The sequence below is a fragment of the Nesterenkonia halobia genome (assembly GCF_039536005.1).
Lineage (GTDB): Bacteria > Actinomycetota > Actinomycetes > Actinomycetales > Micrococcaceae > Nesterenkonia > Nesterenkonia halobia.
On record NZ_BAAAYG010000007.1, the window covers coordinates 61,535 to 74,451 of the forward strand.

Consider the following 12,917-nt stretch of genomic DNA (forward strand, 5'->3'; position numbering starts at 1 on the left):
CGCCCTCCAGCTGTGACAGGGGCCGATGATGTCCCCTCCCATGAATCGTCCGCATGCGGAGGAAGGAACACCGTCATGTCCACTCGAGGACTCTCGGAGATGCACGTCCCTGCGACTGCCGAGGAGCAGTCGAGCACGGAGCAGGTGGTGAGCCCGTTCAGCCGGTTCTCGACCCGCCCCGAGCAGACGGGGCTCTACTCTCCCGACAACGAGCACGAGAACTGCGGCATGGCCGCAGTGGCCACCCTGCGCGGGGAGCCCGGCCACGACATCGTCGACCACGCGCTGCGCGCGCTGCGCAACCTCGAGCACCGCGGCGCCGTCGGCAGCGACGTCGGCACCGGTGACGGCGCGGGCCTGCTCACCCAGGTCCCCGACGAGTTCCTGCGCGCCGTGGTGGAGTTCGACCTGCCGGCCGCCGGGGACTACGCCGTCGGCATCGCCTTCCTCCCGCAGTCCGCCGAGGAGCGCGAGCAGATGGTCGTCGGCATCGAGGAGCTCGCCGGAGAGCAGGGACTCGGCGTGCTCGGCTGGCGCGATCTGCCGATCGACGACTCGATGATCGGCGAGCTGGCCCGCGACGCCATGCCGGTCTTCGCCCAGCTCTTCCTGGCGCTCGACGAGTCCGCGGGCGTCGAGGGATCGCTGGACCAGCGGGCCTGGCGGCTGCGCAAGCGCAGCCAGAACCGCCTGGGGGCCTACTTCCCGTCGCTGTCCTCGAAGACGATCACCTACAAGGGCATGCTGACCACGGCGCAGCTCGAGCCCTTCTACCCGGATCTGTCCGATCCGCGGTTCAAGACCACGCTGGGCATCGTCCACTCGCGGTTCTCGACGAACACCTTCCCCTCCTGGCCGCTGGCCCAGCCGCTGCGCAACATCGCCCACAACGGCGAGATCAACACCGTCAAGGGAAACCGCAACTGGATGCGGGCCCGGCAGTCGGTGATGTCCTCCGAGCTGCTGGGGGAGGACCCGGAGCAGCTGTTCCCGATCTGCACGCCGGGCGCCTCCGACTCCGCCTCCTTCGACGAGGCCGCCGAGCTGCTGATGCTCTCCGGCCGGCCGCTGTCGCAGGCGATGCGCATGATGGTCCCGGAGGCCTGGGAGAACCACGACACCATGGACCCGGCGCTGCGGGCCTTCTACCGCTACCACTCCATGCTCATGGAGGCCTGGGACGGTCCGGCGGCGGTGGCCTTCACCGACGGCGTCCAGGTCGGCGCGGTGCTGGACCGCAACGGACTGCGCCCGGCGCGCTACTGGGTCACCGACGACGGCCTGGTCGTGATGTCCTCGGAGGTCGGCGTCGTCGACCTCGACCCCTCGTCGATCGTGCGCAAGGGCCGCGTGGCTCCGGGGATGATGTTCCTGCTCGACACCGCCGAGGGGCGGATCATCGAGGATGAGGAGGTCAAGTCGGAGTTCGCCTCCGCCGCGCCGTGGCAGGAATGGGTCGACCAGAACCTGATCGAGCTGCAGGACCTGCCCGAGCGGCTGCACGTCCGCCACCCCTCCGACTCGGTGCGCCGCCGCCAGCAGACCTTCGGCTACACGCATGAGGAGCTGAAGATCCTGGTCGGCCCGATGGCGTCGAACGGCGCCGAGCCGCTGGGCGCGATGGGCACCGACACGCCGATCGCGGTGCTGGCCGACCGTCCGCGGCTGCTCTTCGACTACTTCGTGCAGAGCTTCGCCCAGGTCACCAATCCGCCGCTGGACGCCATCCGCGAGGAGCTGGTCACGTCGCTGGGCCACCACATCGGCCCCAACGGCAACCTGCTGGGCACCGGGCAGGTGAGGACCAAGCAGCTCGCCCTGGACTTCCCGGTCATCGACAACGATCAGCTGGCCAAGATCGCCAACATCCGCGACGACGACGGCAGGAAGATCGCGATGAAGGTGCGCGGGCTCTACCGGGTCGGCAGCACCGAGGAGGACTTCCGCCAGCGCATCCGCGACCTCTGCGAGAACGTCTCGGCGGCGGTCAATCGCGGGGTGAGCTACATCGTCATCTCCGACCGGGACTCCAACGCGCAGTGGGCCCCGATCCCGTCGATGCTGCTGCTCTCGGCGATCCACCACCACCTGCTGAAGTCGGCGAACCGCACCCGCGCCTCGCTGATCGTCGAGGCCGGCGACGTCCGCGAGGTCCACCATGTCGCCTGCCTGGTCGGCTACGGCGCCGCCGCGGTGAACCCCTACCTGGCCATGGAGTCGGCCGAGGACATGGTCCGTCGCGGCGAGATCACCGGCGTCGACGAGGGCCGGGCGGTGCACAACCTGCTCACCGCGCTGGGCAAGGGCGTGCTGAAGATCATGTCCAAGATGGGCATCTCGACAGTGGCCTCGTACTGCGGCGCGCAGACCTTCGAAGCCGTCGGGCTGGCCCAGCATGTCGTCGACCAGTACTTCTCCGGCACCCACTCGCCGATGGGCGGCGCGGGGCTGGAGGTCCTCTCCGCGGAGACGATGGCCCGGCACGCCCACGCCTACCCGTCCGACGGCAACGACCTCGGGCGCGGCGACGAGCTGGAGGTCGGCGGCGAGTACCAGTGGCGCCGGGAGGGGCCGCCGCATCTGTTCAATCCGCAGACGGTGTTCAAGCTGCAGCACTCCACCGCGCGGCGCCGCTACGACATCTTCAAGCAGTACACCCGGCAGATCGACGACCAGTCCGCGTCGCTGATGACCCTGCGCGGGCTCATCAAGCTCAAGGGCACGCGGCCGTCGATCCCGATCTCCGAGGTCGAGCCGGTCAGCGAGATCGTCAAGCGGTTCAACACCGGCGCGATGAGCTACGGCTCGATCTCGCAGGAGGCCCACGAGACGCTGGCGATCGCGATGAACCGGCTGAAGGGCCGGTCGAACACCGGCGAGGGCGGCGAGCACCCCGCGCGTCTGGCCGACCCGGAGCGGCGCTCGGCGATCAAGCAGGTCGCCTCGGGCCGCTTCGGCGTGACCAGCCAGTACCTCACGCACGCCGACGACCTGCAGATCAAGATGGCCCAGGGCGCCAAGCCCGGCGAGGGCGGCCAGCTGATGGGCAAGAAGGTCTACCCGTGGGTGGCCGAGACGCGGCACTCCACGCCCGGCGTCTCGCTCGTCTCCCCGCCGCCGCACCACGACATCTACTCCATCGAGGACCTCGCCCAGCTGATCTACGACCTCAAGCGCGCCAACACCGGCGCGCGGGTCCACGTGAAGCTGGTCGCGCTCAACGGTGTGGGCACAGTGGCCGCCGGCGTGACCAAGGCCAAGGCCGACGTCGTGCTCATCTCCGGGCACGACGGCGGCACCGGCGCCTCGCCGCTGAACTCGCTGAAGCACGCCGGGGCCCCCTGGGAGCTCGGACTGGCCGAGGCGCAGCAGACGCTGATGCTCAACGGGCTGCGCGAGCGGGTCACCGTGCAGGTCGACGGACAGATGAAGACCGGCCGCGACGTGGTCATCGCCGCGCTGCTGGGTGCGGAGGAGTACGGCTTCGCGACGGCTCCGCTGGTCGTCTCCGGCTGCGTGATGATGCGCGTCTGCCACCTGGACACCTGCCCGGTCGGCGTGGCGACGCAGAATCCCGAGCTGCGTGCGCGCTACACCGGCCAGGCCGACCACGTGGTGAACTTCTTCGAGTTCGTCGCCCAGGAGGTCCGCGAGCACCTGGCCGAGCTCGGCTTCCGCAGCCTCGACGAGGCCGTCGGGCACATCGAGTCGCTGGACTTCGACCAGGCCAAGCGCCATTGGAAGACCGACGGGCTGAACCTGGACTCGGTGCTCGGCGGCTACGACGCGCAGGATCCCGCCACCGAGGCGATGCTGCGTCGCACCGGCGGGCAGGACCACGAGCTGGAGAAGCACTTCGACGTCGCGCTCATCGAGCAGGCCCAGCCGGCGATCCGGCAGGGCCAGCACGTTCGGCTGGAGCGGAAGGTGATCAACACCGACCGTTCGGTGGGCACGATGCTCGGCCACGAGATCACCAAGGCGCGGGGCCTGACGACGCTGGATCCCGACACCGTCGAGGTCGACCTGCACGGCGAGGCCGGGCAGTCGCTGGGCGCCTTCCTGCCGCACGGCGTGACGCTGCGGCTCTCCGGCGACGCCAACGACTACGTCGGCAAGGGCCTCTCCGGCGGACGCCTGGTGGTCCACCCGGACGCGGAGGCCCCGCTGCGGGCCGAGGACAACGTCATCGCCGGCAACGTGATCGGCTACGGCGCGACCTCCGGCGAGATCCTGCTGCGCGGACAGGTCGGCGAACGCTTCCTGGTGCGCAACTCCGGGGCGACCGCCGTCGTCGAGGGCATCGGCGACCACGGCTGCGAGTACATGACCGGCGGCCAGGCGCTGGTCCTCGGGCCGACGGGACGCAACTTCGGAGCGGGCATGTCCGGCGGCACCGCCTACGTGCTGGACTTCGACCCGAAGCTGATGAACGCGCAGGCCCGGGCCCACGACGACCTGATGCTCGAGGAGCCGGACGAGGAGGACCGGCAGATCATCCTGGACCTGCTGCGCCGCCACCTCGAGGAGACCGGCTCCGAGCTGGCCCGTCAGCTGCTCGACGAGGTCGAGACGACCTTCTCGCGGATCACCAAGGTGATGCCGCGCAACTACGACGCCGTGCTGCGGACTCGCTCCGAGGCCCTCGACGAGGGCCTCGACCCCGACGGGGACGAGACGTGGCAGAAGATTCTGGAGGTGACCCGTGGCTGATCCCCGCGGATTCCTGAAGCACCGCGAGCGCCGGGACCGGCCCTCGCGCCCCGTGCCCGTGCGCATCATGGACTTCCACGAGGTCTACGAGCGCCAGGAGAAGGACACGGTCCAGACCCAGGCCGGCCGCTGCATGGACTGCGGCATCCCGTTCTGCCACACCGGCTGCCCGCTGGGGAACCTGATCCCGGAATGGAACGACCTCGTCCATCGGGACCAGATGGAGGAGGCCTCCGCCCGGCTGCACATGACCAACAACTTTCCGGAGTTCACCGGCCGCGTCTGCCCGGCGCCCTGCGAGACCTCCTGCGTGCTGGGGATCAACCAGCCGGCGGTCACCATCAAGCAGTCCGAGGTCTCCATCGCCGACGAGGCGATCGAGCAGGGCTGGGTGGAGCCGGTGATCCCGCAACGGCTGACCGGCAAGACCGTCGCCGTCGTCGGCTCCGGCCCGGCCGGGATGGCCGCGGCCCAGCAGCTCACCCGCGCCGGGCACACGGTCGCCGTCTACGAGCGCGACGACCGGCTCGGCGGACTGCTGCGCTACGGCATCCCGGACTTCAAGATGGAGAAGCAGCACGTCGACTTCCGCATCGAGCAGATGGAGGCCGAAGGCACCCGCTTCTACCCCTCGACGGGGATCGGCGAGGACATCTCCTGGGACGCGCTGCGCGAGAGCTACGACGCCGTCGTGGTCGCGACCGGGGCCATGGTCCCGCGCGATCTGCCGATCCCGGGCCGCGGCCTGGACGGGGTGCACTTCGCCATGGAGTACCTGGTCCAGTCGAACCGGGCCACCCACGGCGACGACCTCGAGGACCAGATCCACGCCGAGGGCAAGCATGTGATCGTGCTCGGCGGCGGCGACACCGGCGCCGACTGCATCGGCACCGCCCACCGGCACGGTGCGGCCTCGGTGACCACTCTGGCCATCGGCACCCAGCCGCCGCAGGAGCGCCCGGAGAACCAGCCGTGGCCGGTGGATCCGAAGGTCTTCGAGGTCACCTCGGCCGACGAGGAGGGCGGCGAGCGGCGCTACCTGGCCTCGACGGTGGAGTTCCTCGGCGACGAGGACGGCCGCGTGCGGGCGCTGAAGATCGCCGAGACCCAGTACAACGAGGACGGCTCGCGCACGCCGAAGGAGGGGACCGAGCACGAGATCCCCGCCGACCTGGTGCTGCTGGCGCTGGGCTTCACCGGTCCGGAGCAGGAGACGCTGTCCGAGCAGCTGGGCACCGGCTTCGACCGGCGCGGCGCGCTGGGCCGGGGCGAAGACTACATGACCGACGTCGACGGCGTCTTCTCGGTCGGCGACGCCGGCCGCGGGGCCTCGCTGGTGGTCTGGGCGATCGCCGAGGGGCGCGCCGTCGCCAAGGAGGTGGACTCCTACCTCGAGGGCGAGTCCCGCCTGCCGGCCCCGGTCAAGCCCTCCGACCACGGGATCTCGCTCTCGGCCTGAGCGCCGGGCCTGTCCCCGGCCGGGGCCGAGTGAGATAGGCTCGGAGCGTGACGCGTCGGACGTCAGCGACGTCAGCGACGCATGCTTCCACTGGCCCAGTGTCGTGCCAGGCATCGAGCAGAACAATGACCGCCAACGACTAAGGGTGAGGCATGAGACACGCCAAGATCGTCGCGACCTTCGGGCCGGCCACCGAGGGATACGAGACCACGCGCCGGCTCGTCGAGGCCGGCGTGGACGTGGCCCGGGTGAACATGAGCCACGGGGACTACAGCGTCCACGAGCAGACCTACAACACCGTCCGCGAGGTCTCGAAGGACCTGCGCCGCGCCGTCGCGCTCTTCGCCGACCTGCAGGGTCCGAAGATCCGCCTGGGCCGCTTCGTCGAGGGCGGCCACGAGCTCGCCCTCGGCGACCGCTTCACGATCACCACCGAGGACGTCGAGGGCACCAAGGAGCGCTGCTCGACCACGTTCAAGGGCCTGCCCGGCGACGTCGAGCCCGGCGACACGCTGCTCATCGACGACGGCAAGGTCTCGCTGCGCGCCGTCGAGGTGACCGAGACCGAGGTGGTCACCGAGGTGACCGTGGCCGGCCCGGTGTCGGACAACAAGGGCATCAACCTGCCCGGCGTCGCCGTCTCCGTCCCCGCGCTGAGCGACAAGGACGAGGACGACCTGCGCTGGGCGCTGCGCACCGGCTTCGACATGATCGCGCTGTCCTTCGTCCGCGACGCCTCCGACGTCGAGGCGGTCCACCGCATCATGGACGAGGAGGGCCGTCGCGTGCCCGTCATCGCCAAGGTGGAGAAGCCCCAGGCGGTCGACGCGCTGCAGGACGTCGTCGACGCCTTCGACGCGATCATGGTCGCCCGCGGCGATCTGGGCGTGGAGCTCCCGCTGGAGGAGGTCCCGCTGGTGCAGAAGCGGGCCATCGAGCTGGCCCGCCGCTGGGCGAAGCCGGTCATCGTGGCCACTCAGGTGCTGGAGTCGATGGTCGACAGCCCGCGGCCGACCCGCGCGGAGGCCTCCGACTGCGCCAACGCGGTGCTCGACGGCGCCGACGCGGTCATGCTCTCCGGCGAGACCTCGGTCGGACAGTACCCGGTGCGCACAGTGGAGACGATGTCCAGCATCATCGCCGCCACCGAGCGCAAGGGGCTGAGCCGCATCCCTCCGCTGGGCACGCTGCCGCGGACCCGGGGCGGGGCGATCACCCGCGCGGCCGCCGAGATGGCCGAGCAGCTGGACATCGACTACCTGGCCACCTTCACCCGGTCGGGCGACTCGGCGCGGCGGCTCTCCCGGCTCCGCCCGGTCCAGCCGATCTTCGCCTTCACCCACGTCGAGCACACGCACAACATCCTGTGCCTGTCCTGGGGCGTGCAGCCCCGCTGGGTGGAGTTCGCCTCGCACACCGACAAGATGACCGCCCAGGTGGACAAGCTCCTGCTGGAGGAGGGCATCGCGAAGCCCGATGACCTGGTGGTCATCGCCGCCGGCTCGCCTCCCGGTCAGGCCGGCACCACCAACATGGTCAAGGTCCACCGCATCGGCGACATCCCCGACAGTGCGGATCTGGCGACTCTGCAGCGCGGCGACATCGCGCCGCCGAACAAGGAGCCGGTCGGTCCGTGGCCGGCGAAGAGCGCCTCCAGCCCGCTCTGAGCGGCTGATCCTGCCCGGGACGCCGGGACGACGCCCCGCCCTCGCGACCTCACCGGGTCGCGGGGGCGTCGTCGTGTCCGGGGCGGCCGGCCACGGCGCGCGCCGTCGCGGCCCCCGCGTGTCAGCCCATCGTGGGCAGTCCGCCGAGGATCGCCAGCAGGGCTGCGCCCACCGAGGCGCCGAGCAGGGAGCCGAGAACGATGTCGAGGCCCGTATGGCGTCGCAGCTCCAGGCGCGACCAGGATGCGGCCGCCCAGACCAGCATGCCGACGACCCACCAGACCGGATGGTCGAGGCCGGCCGGCACGATGACGGCGGCCAGAGCCGCGGTCAGCGCATGGATGCTGATCTTGAGCCTGGTGTTGATGATCAACGCCGTCAGCTGAGTCCCGACGCCGAGGACGCCGGACCAGCGCACGGCCTCGCTGGTGGGCACCAGCAGCAGGGATGCGGCGCCGAGCAGCATCGACGCCAGCGCGATCCCGTAGAACAGGTGCCGTTGGCGTCGGTGCCGGATGAACGGATCGGTGGCCAGCCCGCGGCGGACCATCGCGCGCGATGCCAGCCACGGGATTCCGGCGAAGAAGACGGCCGAGAGCAGGGCGGCCCACCACCAGCGGGGGTCGGTCAGCAGCGCCACCCAGACAAGCACGAGCGTCACCAGGATGAAGGGGCTGAGTGCCTCCGAGAGGAGGTGGGCGGCTCGTCGCCGCGCGGCACGGCGGGGTCCGGGGGTGAGTCGGGCTGCGGCGGAGGGCACGGTGCTCGAGTCTAGAGCGGACCTCGTCGTCGGGTCACTTCATCGTCGGGTCGTCTCGCCGCGGGGAGACGACGCTCCGTGATCGATCGGCGGGCCTTCTCCGCCGCCCGGCCGGCCGGGAGACCCTGGTGCCCGGCCGACGACGTCGATATGGTCGATGCCCCCGGACTTACCTGTCCGGATCGCCGCGCATGGGGTGTGTGCGGCGCGAGGTGACGAGGGGGTCGCCATGGCGGATTACCAGACGGAGCGGCGGGAGCTCGCGGCGCGGCTCGACTGCACGCCGCCGGAGGACGAGATGCTGCGCCCGAGCGAGCTCGTGCCGATCCTCGAGGCGTGGGCCTACTGCGGGTACATCGACGAGGATCATGTGAGCGAGATCCTCAGCCGATTGTGCCTCTGGGTGGAGGACTGCGAACACCATCGCCCCGGGTGGTATCTCCGGGGCGAGCATCGGGATCGGCGCGACTGGATGGACGTCGTGGAGGCGGTGAGCCGCGAAGTGGGGGAGCGGCGGACCTCGTCGTGACCCTCTCTCCGTGCGGGGCGCCTCCCGGTGTCCGTCGGCACCACACGGCCGAGCCGTCGCACACGAGATGTGTCACGCAGACGGCGTCCGGGTCCGATTCCCGGCACTTCAGGTGTGCCTCCAGCACAGTGGGGCGGACAGGCAGCACGGCGGTCGCATGCCGAGCACATGCCGGGACCTCGGTCCACGATGTCCCGCGACATGACGAAGGTGCCCGAAGCGGGACTCGAACCCGCACACCAGTGGTACCGCATTTTGAGTGCGGCGCGTCTACCGATTCCGCCATTCGGGCTGGTGGCCGCTCGAGTCCGGGCGTCAGGGGCCGCCGGAGGCGGCGACGTCGTCGACAGGCGTGCCGGCGTGGCCGGCGGACTCGAGGTGCCTGATCAGCATACCGGGCGATACGCTGGGGTGGACAATTCGGCCGCGCCGCCGGGATCGGCGGCATGGGCGGCCTCGCACCAGCAGATGAGCCCCATCCGAAGGAGAACGGTGACCGAAGAGCAGAACTCCGCATCAGCCGAGGCCGCATCCGACGCAGCGTCCGACGGCGGGGCCAGCAAGCGCCGCGTGCTCGTCGCCGAGGATGAGACGCTCATCCGTCTGGACATCGTCGAGATCCTCGACGGAGCGGGGTACGAGGTCGTCGCGCAGGCCGACGACGGCGAGCAGGCCGTCGAGCTGGCCCGCGAGCACGATCCGGAGCTGGTGGTCATGGACGTGAAGATGCCGGTGATGGACGGCATCACCGCCGCGACGACGATCGCCGAGGAGCAGATCGCTCCGGTGGTCATGCTCACCGCCTTCTCCCAGCGGGATCTCGTCGAGAGCGCCCGCGAGGCCGGAGCGATGGCCTACGTGGTCAAGCCCTTCACCGAGAACGACCTCATCCCGGCCATCGAGGTCGCCGTCGCGCGCTTCGACGAGATCCGTGCCCTGGAGCAGGAGGTCGCCTCGCTCAACGACAAGTTCGAGACCCGCAAGCTGGTCGACCGGGCGAAGTCGCTGCTGACCACCAAGATGGGGCTCAGCGAGCCGGAGGCCTTCCGCTGGATCCAGAAGACCTCGATGGACCGCCGGCTGAGCATGCGCGAGGTCGCCGAGACCGTCGTCGACCAGATGGACTGAGTCCCCCGCCCTCCGCGGGCGGGGGAGCGGCTCAGCTCTCGAAGTACACCGGGTGGTGCCTCCGGCACCCGGGATTGAAGCCCGCACCGCAGGCCGGGCAGGCCGGACGCGCGGCGTCGGCCGCGAGATAGGCGCGGATCGTCAGCCGCGTCCCGCAGACGCCGCAGAGCAGCGCCGCCGCGTCGTGCTCGGCGCGGGGCCACGGGGTGGGCGCGTGATCCTCGGACGCGTCGTGGCAGTGCAGGCAGGGGTACCACCGGTCGCAGCAGCGGAAGCGGATCGCCACCACGTCCAGCGCGCCGGCATAGTGCGCGCAGCGCGTCTGCGCATCGACGACGGCGCCGCCCACGGCAGGTCGCCGGCCCGCATCGTGCGGATCGGTCTGCCGGCCGCGCGGGGGATCGGTGCGGGAGTCGGCTCGGGCCATGGCGTCCACTGTAGCGGGAGGCCCGGATGCGGGCCCTGCGGCACGGCGGGCCCGCTCGGCCGCCGTCCGGGACGCCGCAGCACCGGGTCGCGTCCTCTCTCGGCCGCCGCTCTTGTGATCGATCCCTCGACCGGGTAGTGTCACGATAAAGCGACTCACCTCACAGCGTGAAGGAGTCGTGGCCGGCCCAGTCGGCCGGCGGATGCCGGGGCGCTGGTGGTGCGGCGCGTCGGATGCGGCGGGGCCTCAGGTCGCTCCAGGTCGCTCCTCGGAGCGGGCCGCCGCCGTCGAGGGGAGACACAGCCCCGTCGTCGTCCCGCAGCACTGTGCTGCGATGCTCTCCGGAGCGTCCTGCATGCTGAGACGGCGGCGGGGCTGTCGTCGTTCCGCCCCGACCAGGGCATAGAATCGCACCATGGCACACAGCACCCCAGAGGACCCCGCACGGGGCGCCGCCGAGGAGGCGCCCCACACCCCGCCGACGCCGGTCACCGGTCCGAGCGTCCCGGAGAAGCCGCGCAGCTGGCAGGTCACCGACGGCTACACCAGCGCGCCGTCCCGCGGCATGCTCCGTGCCGTCGGGATGGGCGACCAGGACTTCGGCAAGGCGCAGATCGGCATCGCCAGCTCGTGGAACGAGATCACTCCGTGCAACCTCTCGCTGGACCGGCTGGCCCGCGCCTCCAAGGAGGGTGTGCACGCCGGCGGCGGCTACCCGCTGGAGTTCGGCACGATCTCGGTCTCCGACGGGATCTCCATGGGGCATGAGGGGATGCACTACTCGCTGGTCTCCCGCGAGGTCATCGCCGACTCAGTGGAGACGGTCATGGAGGCCGAGCGACTGGACGGCTCCATCCTGCTGGCCGGCTGCGACAAGTCGCTGCCCGGGATGATGATGGCCGCGGCGCGCCTGGACCTCTCCAGCGTCTTCCTCTACGCCGGCTCCATCATGCCGGGCACCGCGCGCTTCTCCGACGGCAGCGAGAAGGAGGTCACCCTCATCGACGCCTTCGAGGGTGTCGGGGCCTGCGCCCGCGGGACCATCAGCGAGGAGGACCTCGGGGTCATCGAGCGCGCCATCTGCCCCGGCGAGGGGGCCTGCGGCGGCATGTACACCGCCAACACGATGGCCGCCATCGGCGAGGCCCTCGGGCTCTCGCTGCCCGGCTCGGCCGCTCCACCCTCGGCGGACCGGCGCCGCGACGTCTTCGCCCACCGCGCCGGCGAGGCCGTCGTCGAGCTGCTCCGGCAGGGGATCACCACCCGCGACATCCTCACCAAGCAGGCCTTCGAGAACGCCATCGCGGTCACGATGGCCTTCGGCGGCTCCACCAACGCGGTGCTGCACCTGCTGGCCATCGCCCGCGAGGCCGGCGTCGACCTCGCGCTGGAGGACTTCAACCGGATCGGCGACCGGATCCCGCACCTGGGCGACCTCAAGCCCTTCGGCCAGTACGTGATGGCCGACGTCGACCGCGTCGGCGGCGTGCCGGTGGTCATGCGGGCGCTGCTCGACGCCGGGCTGCTGCACGGCGACGCGCTGACCGTCACCGGCCGCACCGTCGCCGAGAACCTGGCCGAGATCGACCCGCCGGACCTCGACGGCTCGATCATCCGGTCGCTGCAGGACCCGATGCACCACAACGGCGGCATCGCCGTGCTGCGCGGCTCGCTCGCGCCGGAGGGGGCGGTCGTGAAGTCGGCGGGCTTCGACGCCGAGGTCTTCGAGGGCACTGCGCGGGTCTTCGAGCGCGAGCAGGCCGCGTTGGACGCGCTGTCCGCCGGCAGCATCGCCGCCGGCGACGTCGTCGTCATCCGCTACGAGGGGCCCAAGGGCGGGCCCGGCATGCGCGAGATGCTGGCGATCACCGGCGCGATCAAGGGCGCGGGCCTGGGCAAGGACGTGCTGCTGATCACCGACGGCCGGTTCTCCGGCGGCACCACCGGGCTGTGCATCGGCCACATCGCGCCGGAGGCGGTCGACGGCGGCCCCATCGCCCATATCGTCGACGGCGACCGGATCCGGGTGGACATCGCCTCGCGCACCATCGACCTGCTGGTCGACGAGCAGGACCTCTCGCGCCGGGCCGAGGGCTGGGAGCCCCTGGACCCGACGACGACCACCGGGGTGCTGGGCAAGTACGCCAAGCTGGTCCGCTCGGCGGCCGAAGGAGCCTACTGCGGCTGATCCTCCGCGCCGTCCGCGCCCCGGCCCTCCGGCCGGGGCGCGGCAC

At 71.0% G+C, this 12,917-nt stretch carries 8 protein-coding genes and 1 tRNA gene; 6 read left to right on the forward strand and 3 right to left on the reverse strand.

Going from position 1 to position 12,917, the window contains the following annotated elements:
* The first annotated feature begins 99 nt into the window (after positions 1–99).
* The 3 genes from gltB to pyk all read left to right on the forward strand — a co-directional run bounded on the left by gltB (position 100) and on the right by pyk (position 7,839).
* Positions 100–4,713 carry a glutamate synthase large subunit gene (gene gltB, locus ABD652_RS09355; RefSeq protein ID WP_344721071.1) on the forward strand — a complete coding sequence of 1,538 codons (4,614 nt, stop codon included), beginning with the start codon at positions 100–102 and terminating at the stop codon, positions 4,711–4,713.
* Entirely contained in the window at positions 4,706–6,172 is a 1,467-nt protein-coding gene (locus ABD652_RS09360) for a glutamate synthase subunit beta (protein ID WP_344720586.1), read from the forward strand. Before gltB ends, ABD652_RS09360 begins: the two co-directional genes overlap by 8 nt.
* A 152-nt stretch (positions 6,173–6,324) precedes the next feature.
* Positions 6,325–7,839: a pyruvate kinase gene (gene pyk, locus ABD652_RS09365; RefSeq protein ID WP_344720588.1), complete on the forward strand. Its 1,515-nt coding sequence runs from the start codon at positions 6,325–6,327 to the stop codon at positions 7,837–7,839.
* Positions 7,840–7,960: 121 nt separating this feature from the next.
* Here the strand turns inward: pyk and ABD652_RS09370 are convergent, their stop codons facing one another.
* On the reverse strand, positions 7,961–8,599 hold the full coding sequence (locus ABD652_RS09370; RefSeq protein WP_344720590.1) for a hypothetical protein: 639 nt from the start codon (positions 8,597–8,599) through the stop codon (positions 7,961–7,963).
* 229 nt (positions 8,600–8,828) lie between these two features.
* Between ABD652_RS09370 and ABD652_RS09375 the strand changes: the two genes are divergently transcribed.
* Positions 8,829–9,128: a hypothetical protein gene (locus ABD652_RS09375; protein ID WP_344720592.1), complete on the forward strand. Its 300-nt coding sequence runs from the start codon at positions 8,829–8,831 to the stop codon at positions 9,126–9,128.
* 211 nt (positions 9,129–9,339) lie between these two features.
* On the opposite strand, the gene ABD652_RS09380 is transcribed toward ABD652_RS09375, so the two are convergent.
* Positions 9,340–9,420 (reverse strand) — tRNA-Leu (locus ABD652_RS09380).
* A gap of 200 nt (positions 9,421–9,620) precedes the next feature.
* Between ABD652_RS09380 and ABD652_RS09385 the strand changes: the two genes are divergently transcribed.
* Entirely contained in the window at positions 9,621–10,256 is a 636-nt protein-coding gene (locus tag ABD652_RS09385; RefSeq protein ID WP_344720595.1) for an ANTAR domain-containing response regulator, read from the forward strand.
* Between the two features lie 31 nt (positions 10,257–10,287).
* Here ABD652_RS09385 and ABD652_RS09390 read toward each other — a convergent pair whose 3' ends face one another.
* Positions 10,288–10,683, reverse strand: coding sequence for a CHY zinc finger protein (locus ABD652_RS09390; RefSeq protein ID WP_344720597.1), 396 nt, complete (start codon positions 10,681–10,683; stop codon positions 10,288–10,290).
* A 415-nt stretch (positions 10,684–11,098) separates the two neighbouring features.
* On the opposite strand from ABD652_RS09390, the gene ilvD reads away from it, so the two are divergent.
* Positions 11,099–12,871, forward strand: a complete 1,773-nt coding sequence (gene ilvD / locus ABD652_RS09395) for a dihydroxy-acid dehydratase (RefSeq protein WP_344720599.1) — start codon at positions 11,099–11,101, stop codon at positions 12,869–12,871.
* Positions 12,872–12,917 lie beyond the last annotated feature (46 nt).